The 22,519-nt window shown below is 46.3% G+C and carries 16 protein-coding genes, 2 rRNA genes and 1 pseudogene; 7 read left to right on the top strand and 12 right to left on the bottom strand.

Translation table 11 applies throughout. From position 1 onward, the window contains the following. Positions 1–146: 146 nt before the first annotated feature. From F890_RS00795 to F890_RS00780, 4 genes are all read right to left on the bottom strand, one after another. Positions 147–1,466: a niacin transporter NiaP gene (locus tag F890_RS00795; RefSeq protein ID WP_004644895.1), complete on the bottom strand. Its 1,320-nt coding sequence runs from the start codon at positions 1,464–1,466 to the stop codon at positions 147–149. Between the two features lie 129 nt (positions 1,467–1,595). Continuing rightward, on the bottom strand, positions 1,596–2,240 hold the full coding sequence (locus F890_RS00790) for a trimeric intracellular cation channel family protein (protein ID WP_004644893.1): 645 nt from the start codon (positions 2,238–2,240) through the stop codon (positions 1,596–1,598). A 61-nt stretch (positions 2,241–2,301) separates the two neighbouring features. Further along, positions 2,302–2,766 carry a YchJ family protein gene (locus F890_RS00785; protein WP_005263978.1) on the bottom strand — a complete coding sequence of 155 codons (465 nt, stop codon included), beginning with the start codon at positions 2,764–2,766 and terminating at the stop codon, positions 2,302–2,304. A gap of 73 nt (positions 2,767–2,839) precedes the next feature. Then, positions 2,840–4,417, bottom strand: coding sequence for a TerC family protein (locus F890_RS00780; RefSeq protein ID WP_005263986.1), 1,578 nt, complete (start codon positions 4,415–4,417; stop codon positions 2,840–2,842). 332 nt (positions 4,418–4,749) lie between these two features. Here F890_RS00780 and F890_RS00775 point away from each other — a divergent pair, with 332 nt between their 5' ends. After that, positions 4,750–5,370, top strand: coding sequence for an LOG family protein (locus F890_RS00775; RefSeq protein ID WP_004281026.1), 621 nt, complete (start codon positions 4,750–4,752; stop codon positions 5,368–5,370). A gap of 65 nt (positions 5,371–5,435) precedes the next feature. Here F890_RS00775 and F890_RS00770 read toward each other — a convergent pair whose 3' ends face one another. Beyond that, complete coding sequence (locus F890_RS00770) at positions 5,436–6,410, bottom strand: hypothetical protein (protein WP_004732558.1); 975 nt, start codon at positions 6,408–6,410, stop codon at positions 5,436–5,438. A gap of 153 nt (positions 6,411–6,563) precedes the next feature. Next, positions 6,564–8,369 carry a choice-of-anchor I family protein gene (locus F890_RS00765; protein ID WP_017398063.1) on the bottom strand — a complete coding sequence of 602 codons (1,806 nt, stop codon included), beginning with the start codon at positions 8,367–8,369 and terminating at the stop codon, positions 6,564–6,566. A 177-nt stretch (positions 8,370–8,546) separates the two neighbouring features. Between F890_RS00765 and mdtD the strand changes: the two genes are divergently transcribed. The 4 genes and pseudogenes from mdtD to dinB all read left to right on the top strand — a co-directional run bounded on the left by mdtD (position 8,547) and on the right by dinB (position 12,935). Further along, positions 8,547–9,938, top strand: coding sequence for a multidrug transporter subunit MdtD (mdtD, locus tag F890_RS00760; protein ID WP_005263996.1), 1,392 nt, complete (start codon positions 8,547–8,549; stop codon positions 9,936–9,938). A gap of 66 nt (positions 9,939–10,004) precedes the next feature. Next, complete coding sequence (locus F890_RS00755; protein ID WP_005265478.1) at positions 10,005–10,784, top strand: glycoside hydrolase family 25 protein; 780 nt, start codon at positions 10,005–10,007, stop codon at positions 10,782–10,784. Between the two features lie 58 nt (positions 10,785–10,842). Beyond that, positions 10,843–11,859 (top strand): annotated as a pseudogene (locus F890_RS00750) (MBL fold metallo-hydrolase). 20 nt (positions 11,860–11,879) lie between these two features. Continuing rightward, a complete protein-coding gene (gene dinB / locus F890_RS00745) occupies positions 11,880–12,935 on the top strand; it encodes a DNA polymerase IV (RefSeq protein ID WP_005265476.1) in 1,056 nt (351 codons plus the stop codon). 78 nt (positions 12,936–13,013) lie between these two features. Here dinB and F890_RS19185 read toward each other — a convergent pair whose 3' ends face one another. Continuing rightward, positions 13,014–13,142, bottom strand: a complete 129-nt coding sequence (locus F890_RS19185) for a hypothetical protein (RefSeq protein ID WP_004732574.1) — start codon at positions 13,140–13,142, stop codon at positions 13,014–13,016. A 15-nt stretch (positions 13,143–13,157) separates the two neighbouring features. Between F890_RS19185 and shiA the strand changes: the two genes are divergently transcribed. Next, a complete protein-coding gene (gene shiA / locus F890_RS00740) occupies positions 13,158–14,468 on the top strand; it encodes a shikimate transporter (RefSeq protein WP_005265475.1) in 1,311 nt (436 codons plus the stop codon). Next, a complete protein-coding gene (locus F890_RS00735) occupies positions 14,458–14,814 on the top strand; it encodes a RidA family protein (RefSeq protein ID WP_005265473.1) in 357 nt (118 codons plus the stop codon). Before shiA ends, F890_RS00735 begins: the two co-directional genes overlap by 11 nt. 55 nt (positions 14,815–14,869) lie before the next feature. Here the strand turns inward: F890_RS00735 and F890_RS00730 are convergent, their stop codons facing one another. The 5 genes from F890_RS00730 to F890_RS17830 all read right to left on the bottom strand — a co-directional run bounded on the left by F890_RS00730 (position 14,870) and on the right by F890_RS17830 (position 22,519). Further along, positions 14,870–15,418 (bottom strand): DUF2726 domain-containing protein, encoded by a 549-nt coding sequence (locus F890_RS00730; RefSeq protein WP_004732580.1) that lies wholly within the window; start codon positions 15,416–15,418, stop codon positions 14,870–14,872. Positions 15,419–15,816: 398 nt separating this feature from the next. Then, positions 15,817–18,225 carry a YgiQ family radical SAM protein gene (locus F890_RS00725; protein WP_005265472.1) on the bottom strand — a complete coding sequence of 803 codons (2,409 nt, stop codon included), beginning with the start codon at positions 18,223–18,225 and terminating at the stop codon, positions 15,817–15,819. Positions 18,226–18,447: 222 nt separating this feature from the next. After that, a complete protein-coding gene (locus F890_RS00720; protein ID WP_005265471.1) occupies positions 18,448–19,641 on the bottom strand; it encodes an MFS transporter in 1,194 nt (397 codons plus the stop codon). Positions 19,642–19,794: 153 nt separating this feature from the next. Then, positions 19,795–19,909: ribosomal RNA gene (gene rrf, locus F890_RS00715) — 5S ribosomal RNA — on the bottom strand. A gap of 205 nt (positions 19,910–20,114) precedes the next feature. Continuing rightward, positions 20,115–22,519 (bottom strand): 23S ribosomal RNA (locus F890_RS17830).

Genomic DNA, 22,519 nt, shown 5'->3' with positions numbered 1-22,519 from the left:
TAATTCGTTTTTGTATCAATGTTTCTTATGCTAAGTCGTGGCTGTAGATGACACAAGGGCATCAAATCGTTCAGCGCGACAATTTGTGTCTTATGGCCTAAAAATATCCACTTTATAGGCCCTAAGCAACTAAAAAATCATTCCCTTTATAAGCCCATCGATTCGAGGGTCTTGCCTTTGGTTTCTTCACCCAAGACCAGAATCACAATCGCGACAGCGACCAGAACTGCCGTAAACATGGTAAAGACATAGCTAAAGCCATTCGGCATACCCATCAGATGGGTTACAGCAAAAGGTGCCGCGATACCGCCAATCCGGCCAACAGCCCCGGCCCAGCCTGAACCAAAGGCACGGATATTGGTCGGATATTGTTCCGGCGTATAAGTATAGAGTACGCCCCAGGCACCCAGATTAAAGAAGGACATCAGACAGCCCCAAATCACGATTTCAGTAACACTACCCGACTGACCAAAGAAATAGGCAGAAATCGCGCACATGCCAATAAAGCCGGCCAAAGTCGGCTTACGACCGAGTTTTTCGACCAGCCATGCCGCCACCAGATAACCGGGCAACTGCGCCAGAATCATAATCAGCACATATTCAAAAGACTGGACAATGCTATAGCCTTCTTTGACCAGTAAACTTGGCAACCAGGTAAAGATGCCATAATAGGAAAAGATAATACCGAACCAGATCAGCCAGAGCATAAGCGTACGGCGCGCAAAGATACCCGACCATAACTGGGAAAATGAAATATTCTGCTTCTCTGCGACCGGTTTCACTTCAAAAATTTCATAGACTTGAACGCCACATTGACGCTCAATCTTTTTCACCAGTGCCGAAGCTTCCTCTATACGGCCACGGTTAATCAGGAAAGGAATAGATTCCGGCACCATTTTCCAGATCACGATGGCATACAGCGCAGGCAGGCCACCAATCATGAAAGCGGTTTGCCAGCCAAAATCTGGAATGATAAAGCGCGATACTAGCGCCGCGACCAGCCAGCCCAGCCCCCAAAAACTTTCCAGCAAGACAATAAAACGGCCACGTACATGCGCAGGAATATATTCACTGACCAGCGTTACGGCCACGGGTAGCTGACCACCCAAGCCCAAACCGACGATAAAACGGAATACCAGCAGCCAGGTCAGATCCGGTGCAAAAGCACAAGCTGCAGTGGCCAGGCTATAAATGACCAGGGTCGCAGCAAAGACTGTTTTACGGCCAAAACGGTCTGCCAGGCCACCTGAACAAATCGCCCCGATCGCCATGCCGACAAAACCGATCGACACCACCCAGCTTTTTTGATCGGCAGTCATCTGCCAGTCTTCAGCCATTTTTGCCAGGATAAAGGAAATCAATCCGGTATCCATCGCATCAAACATCCAGCCCAGTCCAATCACGACCAGCAAGGTGTAGTGAAACCTACCAATCGGTAAGCGTTGTATGCGAGAAACTAAATCCATAACAAAAATCTCTGATCAGGTGGAACGGGAGATGCTGCTTTCTCAACAGGTGGGCTGCTTTATATTTTTTATACTACGAATTGAGCTGAATGCGGCTATTTTTATTGCCGCACTTTATACATTTAAAAATTAAGATTCGTCTTTGGAAGATGCCGAGTGCTCATCATCATCTTTATAAATGAATTTTGGCATTTCCAGACCAAAATAGATGGCGATCAGACGTAAGCTAAAACCAAAGATCAGGGTAGACAGAATGGTCAGATCCTGCGACAAGCCGTAGTGACTACAGAGCCAGTAAAAGATCACTGAAACAAAGGCAATACTGGCATACAGTTCACGGCGGAACACCAGCGGTACGTCATTACATAAAATATCACGCAAAATCCCGCCAGACACACCGGTCAAGACACCCGCAACGGCGCTGACCACAAAACCATGTCCCATTTCCAGGGCAATCTGACAGCCAATAATGGTAAAGCCAATGAGCCCCAAGGCATCCAGTACCAGGAAGACATTACGTAACTGTCGCATCCATTTGGCAATCAGGATGGTGACGAAGGCGGCGCAACAGGTCAGCACCAGATATTCGGGATGTTTGACCCAAGTCAAGGGATAATGTCCGAGCAGAACATCACGGACCGAACCACCGCCCAGTGCCGTGACACAGGCAATAATCATCACGCCAAACCAGTCCATGCTGCGCCGGCCAGCGGACAGTGCCCCGGTCATGGCTTCAGCGGTAATTGCAATAATATAGATGACGGTCAGTAACATCGCCCTGCTTCCACCTGAGGCTATGAGATGGCGGCTATTCTAAGCTAAATCTGTGTGAAAGTTATAAGAATCCGGCACAACATTGCTTAAATTTTTTCCCCGAACCACAAATGCAGGCCTGTTTCATGGTGATGTTATGGTCTGTAGTCGGATCCAGAAAATACCAGCGACCTTCAAACTTCACAAAATGCGAAGCTTCATGATGCACCTGTGCCTGCTTGCCATCATGATAATGTGCCTTAAACTCGACCAAGGCATGATTTTTATCTAGTTTTTCATTGGCTTGAACAATTTCAAGCTTTAACCATTGATTGGCTTTACTCCATTCACTAATTGCCTGCAGGTCCAGCGCTTGTTGCTGACCCAGCGCAGTCGTGGTTTTGATGTAATCGATTTCATGCTTGGCGAAGGCACTGTAACGGGAACGCATGAGTTGCTGTGCAGTCTCTGCGACCTTTTGCCCTACATGCAGTGGCTGACAACAACTGTGATATTCGCCTTGTCCACATGGACATGCTTCTGACATTTCAGTTCCATAAAAATAGCCCGACAATGCGGGCTATTTTAGCAAACTTTACAGGCCAAACCTTGGCTAGAATCTAGTCCTGTGCAGGAAGCTGCGGAATGATATGCACTTTATCGATCTTATGACCGTCCATCGTCACGACCTCAAAGATATGCCCATCTGCTTCAAACTTTTCACCGCTATGTGGTAAACGTGCCATATGGAACAATACATAACCAGATAAAGTCGAATATTCTTCGGTTTCATTGACCAAATCACGATCCAGCAGCAAGGAAACATGACGAATATCGGTGGAACCATCCAGAATCAGGCTGCCATCTTCCAGGCTTTCTGCGGCGGCTTGCAGCTCATCTTCATCCGGGAATTCACCAGCAATCGCTTCCAGTACATCAATTGGGGTGGCAATCCCTTCAATCGAACCATATTCATTCAGGACAATCGCCATCTGCAATGGAGCCTGACGCAATTGCTCCATCACCATCAGTACCTGGGCATTTTCATGCACGATCACCGGTTCACGTAAGTGCTTTTCAAAATCCAGCACCCCTGTTTCAATGTATTCATTCAGGACTTTATGGGTCAGTACCACCCCGGCAATATTGTCCAGTTCACCACGTGCAACGATCAGACGTGAATGACTCATCTGCAATAACTGTTCTTTAATACTGTCGGCATCATTATCCAGATCAATCCATTCCAGTTCAGGACGTGGGGTCATTACCGATTTGACCGGACGTTCAGACAGACCCAGTACACCCTGCACCATGACACTATGATAGATACCGTTGTCATCATTAAAGACTTCATCAGCAAAGGCACGCGTCGCCAGAACATCTTCCGGCTCGGACGAATCATTGTCCTGGGCAGGTTTACCACCGAGCATCCGCATCACTGCTGAAGCAGTACGGTAGCGCATATCCGTGGTGGTCACCATTTTTTCCTGATTGCGTTTCATGGTCTGGTTAATAAATTCGACAATGACCGAGAAACCAATCGCAGCATATAAATAACCTTTCGGAATATGGAAACCAAAGCCTTCGACCACCAGCGAGAACCCGATCATCATCAGGAAGCCCAGACACAGAATCACCACGGTCGGATGCCTGTTGACGAAATCCATCAGGGCTTTGGATGCCCAGAGCATAATCCCGATGGCAATAATCACGGCAATCATCATCACTGACAGGTCTTTGACCATACCAACCGCAGTAATCACGCTGTCTAATGAGAAAACGGCATCCAGCACCACGATCTGGACAATCACCATCCAGAATACCGCATGGACCGGATTTTCTTCTTTGATGACCGGTTTGGCTTCCAGACGCTCATGCAGTTCCATGGTGCCTTTGAACAGCAGGAATACCCCACCAAACAATAGAATCAGATCGCGGCCCGAGAAGGCATGATCAAAGATGTGGAATAGTGGATCGGTGAGGGTCACCACCCAGGCAATCGAGGCCAGCAAGATCAAACGCATCAGCAGGGCCAGCATTAAGCCGACAATCCGCGCGGTATTACGTTGTTCCGGGGGCAGTTTTTCCGCCAAAATGGCAATAAAAACCAGATTGTCGATCCCGAGTACAATCTCAAGAACAATTAACGTGAGTAAACCGACCCAGGCTGAAGGGTCTGACATCCATTCAAAGATCATACGCTTGGCTCCTGAAGCTCAGGACTGCAGCATGGAATCACCTGACGCTGTGACACAGCAAAACAGAATTTTTTATATTGAATAAGATCAATTATTTGGCGTAGATTTATAAAGTTAAACGGCCAACTACCACTACCCATCGTCGTTCTATTGTTGTGAAACCAATTTTCAGTATAGCAAGATCAATTTGAAATTCACCCTTTTTCATGGCTGTTTATCGATGAATTTTGCCTGGCTGTAATGCAGTGAAAATGCAGCTGCTCACAGAATTGTCATATTTATTAATTAAGCTAGAGTCACAAGAAAGAAAAATGATAAGGTGAAGAAAATAAATGCAAAGCGTAATTCAAATGACAGATTATTTTAAAGAAAACTCCCCAAAAACAACTCGCCCTCTAGTGGCACTCTATTGTGGTTCACGTGCAGGCAACAAACCGGTTTATTTAGAAAAAGCCATTCATCTCTCGCAAGGACTGGCAGAACATGGTTTCGGACTGGTCTATGGTGGCGCCAGTATCGGCCTGATGGGACAGGTCGCGGATGCCATGATCCAGCACGGCGGTGAAGCCGTTGGGGTGATTCCCGAATTTATGCTGGATTATGAAATTGCCCATAACCAGCTCACTGAATTACATGTGGTGACCAGCATGCATCAACGCAAGGCTATGATGGCTGAGCGGGCCTGTGCCTTTGTAGCACTACCGGGTGGACTGGGCACGTTTGAGGAAATTCTGGAAATTGCCACCTGGGGGCAGCTGAACCAGCACCAGAAACCGATGATGCTGTATAACGTGAATGGTTTCTATGATGCCTTGATTGCGCAACTGGACCGTGCAGTTGAAGATGGTTTCTTACCGCCACAGCATCGCGCCAAGCTGATCATTTGCGAACACGAAGAAGAAATTTATACAACTTTAACCAATTTAGGCCATCCACAAAGATTTGTGGTCTAAATTTCTCAAGCAAGAAAAAAGCGAGCACCTAGCTCGCTTTTTTCTTGGATTTTTAATATCAGGACTTATTGACCATAATTCGTCACAAAGTCATAAAACATCGGCAAAGTTGTTGCCAGAATGACCGACATGGCCAGACCGAACATTAGTTTCATGGCATCTGCACTGACATTACGTGAAGTACGATGTTTGTTGACTTCATCCAGAATCATCGACATGGCAAATTCACGACCTGCGAGTAAGCCCAGGAATACCCAGGTGGTACTCATTGGAATGTTGCTCCACTCTTTAAAAACTAACAGGATAATGGCATACATGAAGTCGATAATCGTTGCAGCACGAATGTCGGTCACACCGGTTTTGGTGTCGACAATGTTCTGGATCGCCCCGCCACGTTGATACAGAATTACGCCCAGCAACACTACGAATACCGTAATCGCAAACATCAGGAATTCAAACGGCACCTGACGTGGCACGTACACGAAGATGTTAGCCAGATCCTGAATCAGCCATTGGCTCCACAGGAAACCGGTAGAGACCCACTGCAAGCCCATCCAGACCTTGGAGTGTTCCTGATGACGTGTCTTGGCAAAATGGCGTGCCAGCTGCTTGACCACAAAACGATAGATGACAATCGCCACCACAAAGGCCACCGCATAGCCCATCATCGATTTGACCATCATCGAGCCTAAGCTGGCAGGAGAGAAAATCGTAAGCACCAGGAAAGTGGTACTGACTGGAATCCCGTATTTGGTCAGTAGTAACAGCAGAATTGGCGGCACAATGTACAGCCAGGTAATGCCACCTTCAGGGAAAGGAATCGTTTCTAAACGACCGTATGAGGCATCACCCACCCCAGATGCATACCAACCATAGACCAATACGACAATTAAAATTGAGCTGATATAAATCCACAACACCCACCATGGGCGATGTGAATTCGAAGAAATAAATGTCCCTAGGGTTTGAGGTACATCATTTCCGACAATAGAGTAAGCGGCTAAACAAAAGCCGATCACCATCAAAATCTCGATTGTCATAAAAACAAACCTATACGCGAGGAGATTTCAGCAGTGCTGAAAAGTTGGCCCAAGATTATGACGGTTTTATTTCATTTTAATGACAAAAATGTCATATATGCGGTCACCTTACAAAAAAGAGCACCGAAGTGCCCTGAATCTAAAAGCTTTTGGTTACTTGAGATTTACTTGATAAATCGTGGTGCTGCCACTGACTTCATGGCCGACCACCAGGAGGGGTTTCTTATTCGGGGAGTCTTTGGCGGGGATAAATACCAAACCTTCCGGTCCTAAATCACCGGCTTGTCCCATTTCAATCTGCGCTGTGGTCGCTTTAAAATCACGTGAATTAATATATTGCACAAAGACTGGTGATGCAGGTGTAGACACATCATAGACCATGATGCCACCGACACGCTCCAGACCAATAAAGGCAAAGGTTTTTTGACCAATCTGCCCCAAGGTCACCCCTTCAGGTTCCGGCCCTTTATTGTCACTGCGATTATCCAGCCCAGCTTCTTCATGATTAAAGTTGAAAATCTCAGGATGATGTTTGGCAATATATTGCTCAAACTGATCGCCCGAATCCCATACCAGTTCTAAACCGGTCTGCTGATCATTTTCCACCCAGATACTGACCGAGCGTGTACCAAAACTATATAAATGATCATAGACCAGATTGCCCCGTTCATTCAGTTTGGCTGTACCATCGGCATTTTTTTGATAGCCTTCGGTCCAACTAATATTTAACCGGCCCAGCAGATGATCTTCACGGCAGTCTTTGGCATCCCCTGCAATAGCACCGCAGTAGGCAAAGTTAGCCGGATTGAGTTCTGCACCTTTGGCCAATACCCGAAGATGGGCTGGTAAATCATCACCCAAACGGCGGTCAAAACCTTTGGCATGGACCAAGTGTTTCACCCGCCATTCTTCTACAAAGCCCTGGCTGGTATCGTTATTGAAATATGCAGGATTGTTTTCACCCCAGGCACGGGCATCGCCTTCATTGGCAGACACAATATAGGTTTTGCCCGCGACCTCGAAACTTGCAATCGCATCTGGCATATATAAGCCACGGACATTGGCCCAAGTTTGAATATTGATTTTGCCTTTACCGTCGACACCATCCGCATCGCTGACATCCAGGCCGTGACCATTTATGCCATGATCTTTGAAGCCAAATGGATAAACAGCGAGTACTTTGGCAGCAGCCACATCAATTTTGGCCAAGGCATTGTTTTCCTGTAAGGTAACCCAGGCGGTTTTTCCATCTTTTGAAACAGTGATGTACTCAGGTTCAAAATCCTGAGCTGCGCTGGCCTTTGGTCCGAAAATGCGGATGCCCTGTTCACGCAATGCTGCTTCCCGTCCATTAAAGGCCTTAAAGTCTGCTGTACGAACGATCGGGGCTTTTAAATTGGCCAGACTAATGACAGACACTGAACCTTCTGGATCGACCTGATAATCATCGGAAGTCTCGCCTTCATTGGCCACCAGCAAAGTTTGACCATCCGGTGTGAAAGTCAGCATGTCCGGCAAGGCGCCCACCTGCACATGTGCCAGCTTGCTCAGGTCTTTGGCCTGATATAAGGCCACATAGCCAGGATCAGTTTTCACAGCAGCCTGAATCGCAATGGCGACAATGCCATTGTGTACCGCGACACTGTTGACCTCAGCCTCTGGCGCAATATCATCTACCTTGATAGAAGTTATTTTTTTCGGCTGATCAGGTTGACTTAAATCCAGCACATCCAATACGCCTTCTTTGGCATTGACCACGAATAGGCGTTGACTCTCGGTATCAAAGGCCGGAATTTCTGCAGCACTTTGCGCAAACACACCCGATTCATAAGCGGCTAATTTGCTTAACTCGATCGAGTTCGGTGTAGCCTCGACGATTGGAACCGGTGTTTCATTCTCACTCCCACATGCCACCATCCCCACAGCCAGCATGGCCACTATCAATGATTTTAATTTCATTTTTTTGTTGATCTATCATGAAGAATTCGTGACCAATTTATAACCAGAGCATTGCAGTGCCATGACAGATCGGTTGCAGTTCCTTGACACAACACCGCATAAAAGTTGAAACGCTTTATATACGACAGACTCGGCTGATTCCTTTAAACTATTCAAAATTTTCAGTTTTCCAGAATTATGAATGCCACGCCTACGCATCAAGCCTTAGATCCTGAGTTCAGACTGCTGGTCTTGTTGGTCTCGATTGGCTTTTTTATGCAGGGGCTGGATACCACCATTATTAATACGGCCCTACCTGCAATTGCCCAAAATTTGCAGGAAGATCCGCTACGCATGCACAGTGTGGTCGTGGCGTATGTGCTGTCTGTAGCGGCCTGCATTCCCTTAAGTGGCTGGCTGGCAGACCGGTTCGGGGTCAGAAATACCTATTTTGCTGCAATTATTATTTTCTCTTTGGCCTCTTTGGGCTGTGCCTGGTCAAGTAACCTGAATGAATTATTGGTGTACCGGATCTTTCAAGGGATAGGGGGTGCATTATTGCTGCCAGTCGGCCGTTTGGCGATGCTAAAGATCATTCCCCGTACCCAGTTTCTGGCCGCCATGAGCCTGATGAGTCTGGCCGGTCTGATTGGTCCATTGATTGGCCCGACCCTAGGTGGTTGGATGGTAGAATACCTGTCCTGGCACTGGATTTTCCTGATCAATTTACCGATTGGCTTACTGGGCGCGCTGATTACCTTTAAGGCCATGCCGAATGTACTTGAACCTACAGTCGCCCGCTTTGATTATTGGGGCTTTATCTTGCTGGTCGTGGCCATGGTGGGCCTCTGTCTGGGAATTGAAAATTTTGCCAGTCCACAAAACTCGCTGTGGTGGAGCCTGAGCCTAATTTTGGTCGGTTTATTGGCCACCCTGATTTATGCCTATCATTCGCATACGCATAGCAATGCCCTGTTTCGCAGCCGGCTGTTTAAAAATAAAATTTATGCGATTGGTATTTTGGGTAATTTTTTTGCCCGTCTCGGCGGCAACTCAATTCCGTTTTTACTGCCGCTGATGTTGCAGGTGGCTTTCGGTTTCGAACCCTTTATTACCGGTTTATTGATGATTCCGACTGTGCTCGGTTCGCTGGCCTCCAAACCGATTATCCGCAACATCATTCAGCGTTTTGGCTATCGCCGGGTATTACTGGTCAATACTTTGCTGGTGGGTCTGTGTATTGCCAGTTTTGCCCTGACCACGGCGGAAACTCCGATCTGGCTCCGTGCGATTCATTTCTTCATCTTCGGCATTTTAAATTCACTGCAATTCGTGTCGATGAATACCCTGACCTTAAAGGACTTAAGCCAGCAGGATGCCAGTAGCGGCAACAGTTTCCTGTCGATGATCATGATGCTATCGATGAGTATCGGGGTGGCGCTGGCAGGAACATTGGTAAACATGCTGAGTGCCTATTACGGCGCCAACAATCTGGTGGCTGCTTTTCATGTGTCACTGATCTGTTTAGGCTGTATCAATATTATCGCGGCCTATATTTTCTGGCATATTCCTAAAAATACCCCGGTCTGATGCGATCTATTCACTTCGGGCTGATTGTAAGTTTTAGGCTAAATCACATATAGGCAAGGACTGGAAATGCAAAAAAATCAGGCTCCGAACAGAGCTAATAAATCGCTCTTGATTGGGCTGGGCATTCTGATCACTGTGATCGCTAGCGCCATGATCTATCTATGCCTGATGAAAGCACCCTCTGCCCATGCAGCTGATTATCCGATCCAGGGTTTTGATGTATCGCACCATCAGAAAGAGATTCAGTGGCAGCAGATTTCGCCTGAAAAATACCATTTTGTTTATCTGAAAGCCACTGAAGGCGGTGATTTTAAAGATACCCGTTTTCAGGAAAATTGGTTGAAAGCACGTGAACGCGGCTTTTTGGTCGGTGCCTATCATTTCTACCGCCTCTGCCGCGATGGCAGCATTCAGGCACAGAACTTTATCGATGCTGTCCCGAATAAACCGGATGCCTTACCGCCAGTGATTGATTTGGAATATGACAGCAACTGTATCAATACCTATTCTAAAGAGCAGCTCTTAAACGAAATTCAGGTGATGCACGATGCCCTGAAAAAGCATTATGGCAAGCAGCCGATTTTCTATATTTCTAAAGCTTTTTATAATATTGTACTGGCAGGGCATTTTCCTGATGTACCACTCTGGGTACGTGAATATAAGGGTCTACCTGATTTAAAAGATCAGCCAGAGTGGCTATTTTGGCAACATACCAGTCAGGGTAAAATTCCCGGTATTACCACACTGGTAGACCTGAATGTTTTTTATGGCTCAGAACAGCAGTGGCTGGATTTTCTCAGGAAGAATGCGATTGCAGTACCTTCATCTGAGAATCAAGCGAAATAAAGTTGAGCGCCTGAAAAAAAATTCTTTATAAAAACAAAACAACAAGGAAATAAAAAGATTGAAATGGATAAAAGGCGTTTTACTCGGTCTGGTGATTCTACTCCTGCTCATCGCGGGTATGCTGGCTTATCTGTTGCAAGCTTCAGGAAAACTCAGCGACTTTAAAGCTTGGCAGCCGAAAACCGGTACATCCATTCATGGTCTCACCGTTAGATTTTTTGGTGTGTCCACCCTGTTACTCGATGATGGCCACGATCAGATTCTGATCGATGGTTTCTTTAGCCGGCCGTCGTTATGGCAAGTGCTTAGCCGTCCTATTCAAAGTGACAGGCTACTCCTTGAACAATTGGTGCAACGCCATGAATTGAGCCGAACCCAAGCCATTCTGGTCACTCACTCGCATTATGATCATGTTCTGGATGTACCGGCCTTACTGGAAATACTTCCCAAAACTGCTGTCGTCGGTTCGCCTAGCACCCTGAATATCGCCCGGGCAAATCCCAAAGTTACTCCACAGCAATTACAGCTGGTTAAGCCTGGGCAAGTACAGCACTGGGGGCATTTTCAAATCACAGCAATTCCCTCACAACATACCCCGCCCACAGCGGTAAATGATGATTTAGGCGAAGAGTTACTCCAACCTTTAGCTCTGCCAGCTAAATTTTCCGAATTTAAGGAAGGTGGCAGTTTCGATTACCTGATTGAGCATGCGGGACATAAAATTCTGGTCAAGGCCAGTACCGGATTTATTCTAGAGCAATTGCAGCATCTGAAAGTCGACACCCTGTTTTTAGGCATCGCCCAGCTTTCCAGACAATCTTCTGCCTATCAGCAACAATATCTGGCTGAAACCCTGAACCTGCTCAAGCCCAAAGTGGTGATTCCGGTGCATTGGGATGATTTTTTTCAGCCTTTAAAGCAGCCCCTGCAATTTTTACCCCGTCTTGCCGATGATACTCCAAAAAGTTTGCAACTTCTGATTCAAGCTGCTGAAGCATAAGGGACAAAAGTCGTTCTACTCAGCGGACCGCAGCCCTATTTACTCAACGCAGCCGTCGCTTCCCAATCCGATTAAAGCCCCTTAAGATAGCGAACATGCGCAAAATTATTCATATCGATATGGATGCGTTTTATGCCTCGGTAGAGCTGCGTGAACGTCCAGAATTGAAAGACCTACCTGTGGTGATAGCCTCGCATCATCCTCGGGCGGTGGTCGCGGCTGCCTCCTATCCAGCACGGGTTTATGGCCTGCGCTCTGCCATGTCCATGGGACAGGCGCGCAAACTATGTCCTCAGGTCATCGTGATTGAGCCGGATTTTGCCAAATATCGGCAGGTATCGGCACAGATTCATCAGATCTTCCAGCAATATACTTCCCTGATTGAGCCACTGTCTCTGGATGAAGCCTTTCTAGATGTCACAGAGAATTTAAAACAAATCCCAAGTGCTACCGAAGTCGCCATGCGAATTCGCGAGGATATTTTTCAAGCCACCGGATTAACCGCTTCTGCTGGTGTAGCGCCCAATAAGTTTCTCGCTAAAATTGCTTCGGACTGGCACAAACCGAATGGGATCTGTGTGATTAGGCCGTCACAAGTTCAGGGATTTATCCAGAATCTGCCCCTGAAAAAAATTCCCGGTGTGGGTAAAGTCACCCAAGAAAAACTAAAAAGCCTGAATTTAGAAACTTTAGGCGATTTACAGCAAATTGATGAAGCCTTGCTCATTCAACATTTTGGCAAATATGGACGGCGGCTATTTTTATATGCTCAAGGCATTGATGAACGACCGGTCGAAGTAGAACGGGAACGCCAGCAAATTTCCAAAGAAACCACTTTTGATGATGACCTGCATCTAAACCAATGTCGCCCCTATTGGGAACCTTTACTTGGACAAGTATGGCAAAGCCTGCAAAAGAAACAGCTTTCGGCTCGCGGCGTTACGGTCAAATTAAAACTCAAGAACTTTCAGGTGATGCAACACAGTAAAAGTTTTAAACAGGTGCTGCGTAGTCCACAGGAATTAGCCCAAGCCTTGGACTTACTGCTCGACGAGCTGCATATTGCCCCACAGATGCAATTTCGGCTGATCGGCGTCGGCGTGTATCAGCTCAGCGTCCCCGAGACTGAAACTCAGTTATTGCTGCTTTAAACTGTTTTTGATCACGTTTTAGGCATTAGTTTAAAAATACGGCAACTTTGTTTTTACATTTTGATTTTTTAGAGTACTCTATCTGCGCAATGCATTATCCATGTATGTGCTGAGATGCTGAAAATCACCTTTACTTTCAGCATGCTGTCCTGTGATTAGCGTGACGATCAAATCCGAATATTGCAGGGCAACTCTGATGTAACTCATGGAATTCCCTCCTGCATGTCTTCTGTAAATTCTTCTGTTGTTCAAGAACAACGCGCACGTAAAGCTGCGCTATCTAGTTTTGTTGGTGCTGTTGTCGATTGGTATGATTTTCTCCTTTACGGCATTGTTGCAGCCTTAATTTTTAAAGATCAGTTTTTTCCCAGTATTGGCGAGAATATGGGCACCCTGGCGGCACTGGCCACCTTTGGGGTCGGCTTCCTGTTTCGTCCTTTAGGCGGTGTGGTATTTGGTCACTTTGGTGACAAGCTTGGCCGTAAAAAAATGCTGGTACTTACGGTAATCCTGATGGGAATTTCCACGGTCGGGATTGGCCTGCTGCCAAATTTTGAAGCAATTGGCTGGTGGGCTCCGGTGCTGCTGGTGTTTTGCCGTGCCTTGCAAGGCTTTGCTGTCGGTGGTGAATGGGGCGGCGCAGCCCTCATGGCCGTAGAAAATGCACCAAAAGGAAAAAAGGCCTTTTATAGCAGTGGCGTTCAGGTCGGTTACGGCGTCGGTCTGGTTCTGGCGACGGGTGCAGTGTCGATTATACTTGCGACACTGGGTGAAGAAGCCTTTGCCGAGTGGGCATGGCGTATTCCCTTTCTGGCCAGCATCGTACTGTTAGCTGTGGCGATGTGGATCCGCCGTGATCAGGATGAATCTCAAGAGTTTGTGGAAAAGGTGGTGAAAGCAGACCATCAGCCAGAAAAACTGCCAATCTTGCAGGCCATTAGCAAACATCCTAAAGCTTTCTTTTATATCATTGCCTTACGTCTAACCGAATTGCTGACCATGTATCTGGTTACCAACTTTGCCCTGAACTATTCGACCAGTAATCTGGGCATGGATAAACAGTTCTTCCTGAATATCACCCTGATGGTCGGAGCTATTAGCTGTTTCAGTATTCCATTTTTTGCCTGGCTGGCGGATAAATTCAATCATCAGAAAATGTGTGTCTGGGGTGGTTTGATTGGTGCGCTTTCAGCCTTTCCCTTCTTTATGGCACTCGATGCACAAAACACCTGGATGATTATCGTCGGGGCAATTTTACTGGCGAATATCGCACACGATATGGTGGTTAGTGTCCATCAACCGATTTTCACCTCCTTGTTTGGCACAGAATACCGCTACAGCGGTGCCGGAGTTGGTTATCAGGTGGCGAGTATCATTGGTGGGGGTTTTACCCCATTTATTGCAGCGGCACTGGTGATTTGGGCGGATGGTTCATGGCATTATGTAGCCATCTATCTGGCGGTGGGTTGTCTGCTGACTGCATTGGTCGCAGCCCTGATGCCCAAAACTCAGGATGAACAACATGACAGTTGAACGTTTACACGTATCGAAACGCTTTTCGGAAATTGCTATTGCCGGTAATCTGGTACATCTTGCCGGCCAGCTGGCCACAGATGTTGAACTGGATATTAAAGGGCAAACCCAACAGACTTTAGATATTATTGACCAGTTTCTGACAGATGCCGGTACCGACAAAAGTCACATCATGTCGGTAACTATCTATTTGAAAGACATTGAAAAAGATTATGCAGCCTTCAATGAAGTCTGGGATGCCTGGGTCGCTGATATCGAAGCCCTGCCTCGTACCTGTGTCGAAGCAAAACTCTATGATCCACGGGTATTGGTCGAACTGACTGTCGTGGCGGTTAAACCGAAATAATGTTTCAAGATCGATATTCATAAAAAAAAGCATGCTTCTGGCATGCCTTTTTGTTTTAACCGACTGCTTTGATTTTACTGCGCTCTAAATCCGAATATAAATAATATTTTTTCAGATCATTGCTAACTGTATATTTGGGCATTTTCTGCATTTGCGCTTGCTCCTGCAAGAAGTCCTGGCGCAACTGATAATATTCTGGCACATCATCGTAACGAATTACCCGATAACCTGCCATGGTTAGTAATGCATCCTGAAAACCCGTCTGCTGGGGACGCTTCAAAATTAATGGGTCATCTACTCCCACCACGGCTAGAATCTGGTGCTGCTGATCCAGAATTACAAAATCTGCAGTCAGGTTGCGGTACTTATGTCGAGTCCGGTTAAATTTAGTCGTCATTAAGGCATCATAGGAAACATGTGCCAAAATGATGTATTCAGGTAATACTTCCCTCAAACGGGTGAAGGTCAATTGCTCATTCAGGTTAAAAATAGCACGTTGCTTTAACGCACTGTCTTGTGGTTTGGAATTATTTCCGAGCTTTTTCCATGCCATGAGCACGACACAGAAGAGCAGGAAACTCCCAATCATAATATAGGTGGTCATGCCTAAATCCTTGAATTCTTATAATCATTTTTGTTTTATTGTTGTGCAGTATAAACCCACGCTTTATTTTAAATAGATATAACAACCAATCTGTTTAAATACCCATACAACTGGTATCAAAACTCGATTCTGTGTTACCTAAAGTGACATCTCTCTAGATGCCAATGAAAGTGGATTTAAAGTACTGATAATGCACTCTAAAACATCCATGGAATTGACCGCAATACATATCTGCCCAACTGTAGGACAATTCCGACAAAGTGTTATTTTTATATCACTTTTTTAAAGAATTTAATTCAAATAATATATTCTTTTACACTTTCAACTGACAAGCTCAGGCTACGTTACTTTACCCAAGAGCTAAAAAAAGACACCGAAGTGTCTTTTTATTAAATTAATTATGCACGTGATTTGGGCTTCGCTTTAGGCTTTGGCCCACCAAACGGTTTTTTGGCATCGCCTGTTTCACGCGGCGGCAAACCAGTGTGCTGGGTCAGAATTTGACCACGTTCAGGACGTTTCTTGGTATTTGAAGGACGTGACTGAGCTTGTGCAGCCTTGCTACGATTCCCTTGCTCACCGGTACGTTTTTGCGAATCACCTGCAACCGTCGAGTTTTTCTTACGCGCCGATTGATACTGACCGTCTGTACTGCCTGCAGGCTGATAAGTCGGAATCAAATGCTGTTTCGAGTTACCAATCAAATCCTGACGGCCCATTTCTTTCAGGGCTTCACGCAATAACGGCCAGTTGTTTGAATCATGATAACGCAAGAAAGCTTTGTGCAGACGACGACGTTTCTCACCTTTCACAATGTCGACATTTTCAGTATAACGCGCCACTTTCGCCAGCGGGTTTTTACCGGTGTAGTACATGGTAGTTGCAGTCGCCATCGGTGAAGGATAGAAGGTCTGTACCTGATCAGCACGGAAACCATTCTTCTTCAACCAAATCGCCAGATTCATCATGTCGTAATCGGTGGTACCCGGATGCGCCGCGATGAAGTAAGGAATCAAGTATTGTTCCTTACCGGCTTCTTTACTATAACGATCAAACATTTGCTTGAAGCGGTCATACGTCCCAATACCCGGCTTCATCATTTTATTGAGTGGGCCTTTCTCGGTATGCTCAGGTGCAATCTTCAAGTAACCACCCACATGATGGGTTACAAGTTCTTTGACATATTCAGGGTTTAAAACCGCCAGGTCATAACGTAGGCCTGAACCAATCAGAATCTTTTTAATGCCTGGTAAAGAGCGCGCTTTACGGTATAACTGCGTCAATGGCGCATGGTCGGTATGCAGGTTTTGGCACACGCCCGGGAATACACATGACGGTTTACGACAGTTCTTTTCAATCTCAGGATCTTTACAGGCCAAACGGTACATGTTGGCTGTTGGGCCACCCAAGTCCGAGATAATACCCGTGAAGCCCGGTGCGGTATCACGGATTTTTTCTACTTCACGCAAAATTGATTCTTCAGAACGGTTCTGAATAATACGACCTTCATGCTCTGTGATTGAACAGAAAGTACAACCACCGAAACAACCACGCATGATATTCACAGAGAACTTGATCATGTCGAATGCCGGGAAACGTGCATTGCCATAAGCAGGATGCGGCAGACGTGCATAAGGCAAGTCAAACACGTAATCCATTTCTTCGGTAGTCAACGGAATTGGCGGTGCATTCAACCAGACATCACGTTCACCATGCTTTTGTACCATAGCACGCGCATTTCCCGGATTGGTTTCCAGATGCAGAATACGGTTGGCATGTGCATAAAGCACTGGATCTGCAGCAACTTCTTCAAAAGCAGGCAAACGGATTACGGCCAATTCACGCGGCGGTAACTTATGTTTAATCGCTTTAGAAGCCGGTTGCAGTTGCACAATTTGCGTATCAGGATCTAGGTCATCCCCTGCTCGCACAATCGGATTGGCGACATGTTCTTTTTGGAAACCTTGATACTGGCTAGAATCCTTCCCTTGTTCAATCTCACAACCATCGATATCTTCAGTCATGACATACGGGTTAATAATTGGATCAACACGGCCAATGGCATCGACATCATTCGATGCAATTTCAACAAATTTGGCTTTAGAGGCACGGTTGTGTTTATTCACAATGAACGCAGTACCGCGAACATCAGTAATCTCGTGAATTTTCTCGCCACGTGCCAGACGATGCATAATTTCAGTGATTGAGCGTTCGCCATTGCCGTACATTAAAAGATCGGCTTTTGAATCCATCAAGACTGAACGACGCACTTTGTCTGACCAGTAATCATAATGCGCAATACGACGTAACGATGCTTCAATACCGCCGAGCAATACCGGTACATCTGGATAAGCTTCACGGACACGCTGGCAATACACGGTTGCCGCACGGTCTGGACGTTTGTTTGGCTGATTGTCTGGTGAATAGGCATCATCAGAACGGATTTTACGGTCAGCCGTATAACGGTTGATCATAGAATCCATATTCCCTGCTGTTACACCCCAAGCAATATTCGGTTTACCCAAAACGCGGAACGCATCCACGCTGGTCCAGTCTGGCTGTGCAATAATGCCAACACGGAAGCCTTGTGCTTCTAGCGTACGACCAATAATGCCTGAACAGAAAGACGGATGATCGATATAGGCATCACCACAAACTAAAATAAAATCACAGCTGTCCCAGCCGAGTTGATCCATTTCCTCGCGTGACATCGGCAAAAATGGCGCAGGGTCAAAACAAGACGCCCAATATTTGTCGTAATCAAACAACGCTTTTGGCGCAGTCTGCATGGTATAAGCAGTAGACATGGCTAGCAATTCTCGGCTGGCAGATGATAGGAGATCTAAAAATAAGATCAAAGATGAAAGCCGATTATTTTACCATGAATCGGCCCTAGCTTGCTTGATTATAATTTATACAAAATCAGAGACTAACTGAATCGCGCTCTCTTTGTCACTTGAATCTAAAGTTTAAATATTTCAAAAAAGAAATTGATTCTATTTATGAGGAGGAAAGCTTGGAAATAATCTCTAATTTGAACGGAGTTTTAAACTGAATGACAAACCCGTCAGTAATAACGCGGCAATAAACACAGTTAATCCTATCCAGCCATAATTTTCCCACACCAATCCGCTTGAGCTCCCCAACACACTTGAACCCAAGTAATAGCAAAATAAATACAGCGACGAACCGACTGCCCGATACTGTAACGACTGGATCGACACCCAGCTACTGGCGGTAGAATGGGCAGCGAAGAAAGAAAAAGTAAAAATCAGCAATCCGGTAAAAACAACAACCAACTGATTGATCAGCATCAGCGACAAGCCCACAAGCATCATCAGGATCATGGCTGCCAATATTCTAAATTTTCCGTAATGCCGTCCCCAGTGTGCTGCTCGAGGGGAGCTATAAATACCAGCCAAATAAGTAATCGAAATCACGCCAATCCAGACATGAGATAACTCAAATGGCGCTTGGATCAAGCGATAACTCAGATAATTAAATACCGAGACAAAGCAGCCCATCAAGATAAAACCTTGCAGGAATAAAACCCGAAGTTTCGGATCAGCGAGATTGTGTCTAAATGAGTTTTTAAAACGATTGAGCTTGATTGGATAGGCTTTAAAATGTTGCGAAGTGGGTAATAGGTAATAAAATAAGCCTGCAATACAGAGATTTAAAATACCAATCAACAAAGTAGCAGATTGCCAAGAGATAAAATCAACTAAAACTCCGGCAATTAAACGCCCTCCCATACCACCTATCGCTGTGCCAGAAATATATAAGCCCATGGCAAAACCGATATCTTTTTCTGCAATTTCTTCCCCGATATAAGTCATCGCGACTGCTGCGACACCACTGACTGTCAATCCAATCATTACTCGTGTGGTCAGAAACACGGACCAGATCGGCAATATTGCACTTAATAGTAATAATACTGAGACTGAAAATAGAGACCAGACCATAATCGGCTTACGACCGAATCGGTCTGATATTAGTCCAGTAAAAATCAGGCCAACTGCCAAGGCAATGGTAGAAAAAGATAAAGGGAAACTGCTTTGAGTCGGGCTGACCTGGAAATAATCAGCCAGAATCGGCATCATGGGCTGTACGCAATACAGTGATGAAAAAATGGCAAAGCCAGCAAGAAATAAGGAAAAAAGCACTGCTTTAAAAGCAGAAGAGCCATATTCAATATGGCTTGAAGATGAATTTGAGGACATATCCGCTCCATAGACCGGTTCAGTATACGCCTCTCAATTTTTTTTTATGTGATGTTTCAGTCGAAATAGCACATAAACAACTGTTATTTGACTAAAATTCCACGCACAAAAAAATCCCCCTCTGCCTTAGCGGAGGGGGATTTTGGAATAATGAGCTGGCGATGACTTACTCTCACATGGGTAACCCCACACTACCATCAGCGCTAAGAGGTTTCACTTCTGAGTTCGGGAAGGGATCAGGTGGTTCACTCTTGCTATGGTCGCCAGCACAACTGTTTATGACTATTTGCTTGGGTCTAACCTCAGAGCAGTGCTCTTCGTGCCTAGCTTTCATCAAATGAGTTATTAACAGGTATATCTGAGTTGCAGTAGTTTGTTCGTTTAGCGTAACTAAATCAAGTCACTTTGTTTAATATCGAATCAATCGAGCTTCACTTCTTTCGAAGTTCGTACAACAACTGTTTGGGTGTTGTATAGTCAAGCCTCACGAGCAATTAGTATTGGTCAGCTTCACATATCACTATGCTTCCACATCCAACCTATCAACGTCGTAGTCTTCAACGGCTCTTTAGGAGACATAAAGTCTCGGGGAAATCTTATCTTGAGGTAGGCTTCCCGCTTAGATGCTTTCAGCGGTTATCCCTTCCGAACATAGCTACCCGGCGATGCCACTGGCGTGACAACCGGTACACCAGAGGTTCGTCCACTCTGGTCCTCTCGTACTAGGAGCAGATCCTCTCAAATTTCCAACGCCCACGGTAGATAGGGACCGAACTGTCTCACGACGTTCTAAACCCAGCTCGCGTACCTCTTTAAATGGCGAACAGCCATACCCTTGGGACCTGCTTCAGCCCCAGGATGAGATGAGCCGACATCGAGGTGCCAAACACCGCCGTCGATATGAACTCTTGGGCGGTATCAGCCTGTTATCCCCAGAGTACCTTTTATCCGTTGAGCGATGGCCCTTCCATACAGAACCACCGGATCACTAAGACCTACTTTCGTACCTGCTCGACTTGTGGGTCTCGCAGTTAAGCGCGCTTTTGCCTTTATACTCTACGCGTGATTTCCGACCACGCTGAGCGCACCTTCGTACTCCTCCGTTACTCTTTAGGAGGAGACCGCCCCAGTCAAACTACCCACCAGACATGGTCCTCGTCCCGGATAACGGGACAGAGTTAGAACCTCAATATTACCAGGGTGGTATTTCAAGGACGGCTCCATCGCAACTAGCGTCGCGACTTCAAAGCCTCCCACCTATCCTACACAAGTAAGATCAAAGTTCAATGTCAAGCTGCAGTAAAGGTTCACGGGGTCTTTCCGTCTAGCCGCGGGTACACCGCATCTTCACGGCGAATTCGATTTCACTGAGTCTCTGCTGGAGACAGCGCCCCCATCATTATGCCATTCGTGCAGGTCGGAACTTACCCGACAAGGAATTTCGCTACCTTAGGACCGTTATAGTTACGGCCGCCGTTTACTGGGGCTTCGATCAAGAGCTTCGCTTACGCTAACCCCATCAATTAACCTTCCAGCACCGGGCAGGCATCACACCCTATACGTCCACTTTCGTGTTTGCAGAGTGCTATGTTTTTAATAAACAGTTGCAGGGGCCTGGTTTCTGAGGCTGTCGCCCGCTCAAGGAGCAAGTCCTATCACAGACAACAGCGTACCTTCTCCCGAAGTTACGGTACCATTTTGCCTAGTTCCTTCAGCAGAGTTCTCTCAAGCGCTTTGGTCTACTCGACCTGACCACCTGTGTCGGTTTCGGGTACGATTCCTGTGTAACTGAAGCTTAGAGACTTTTCCTGGAAGCATGGTATCAGCCACTTCACTGTACAAGTACAGCTTGCTATCAGTTCTCAGCATAGAGCACCCCGGATTTGCCTAAGATACATGCCTACAACCTTCCACCTGGACAACCAACGCCAGGCTGACTTAACCTTCTCCGTCCTCTCATCGCATTACACAGAAGTATTGGAATATTAACCAATTTCCCATCGACTACGCCTCTCGGCCTCGCCTTAGGGGTCGACTCACCCAGCCCCGATTAACGTTGGACTGGAACCCTTGGTCTTTCAGCGTGCGAGTTTTTCACTCGCATTGTCGTTACTCACGTCAGCATTCGCACTTCTGATACCTCCAGCAGACTTCTCAATCCACCTTCATCGGCTTACAGAACGCTCCCCTACCACGCATAATAAATTATGCATCCGCAGCTTCGGCATATAGTTTTAGCCCCGTTACATCTTCCGCGCAGGCCGACTCGACTAGTGAGCTATTACGCTTTCTTTAAAGGGTGGCTGCTTCTAAGCCAACCTCCTAGCTGTCTATGCCTTCCCACATCGTTTCCCACTTAACTATAATTTTGGGGCCTTAGCTGGCGGTCTGGATTGTTTTCCTCTTGACTACGGACGTTAGCACCCGCAGTCTGTCTCCCGGATAGTACTCATTGGTATTCGGAGTTTGCATCGGTTTGGTAAGTCGGGATGACCCCCTAGCCGAAACAGTGCTCTACCCCCAATGGTATTCGTCCGAGGCGCTACCTAAATAGCTTTCGGGGAGAACCAGCTATCACCAAGTTTGATTAGCCTTTCACCCCTATCCACAAGTCATCCCCTGGCTTTTCAACGACAGTGGGTTCGGTCCTCCAGTTAGTGTTACCCAACCTTCAACCTGCTCATGGATAGATCACCTGGTTTCGGGTCTATACCCAGCAACTAAACGCCCTATTAAGACTCGGTTTCCCTACGGCTCCCCTATGCGGTTAACCTTGCTACTGAATATAAGTCGCTGACCCATTATACAAAAGGTACGCAGTCACCGGACTAAGCCGGCTCCCACTGCTTGTATGCATGCGGTTTCAGGATCTATTTCA

Origin of the sequence: Acinetobacter sp. CIP 64.7, from assembly GCF_000369745.1 — a bacterium.
GTDB classification, from domain to species: Bacteria; Pseudomonadota; Gammaproteobacteria; order Pseudomonadales; family Moraxellaceae; genus Acinetobacter; species Acinetobacter fasciculus.
Note: the sequence above shows the minus strand (reverse complement) of the source record. Positions and strands in the feature narration are given on the sequence as shown.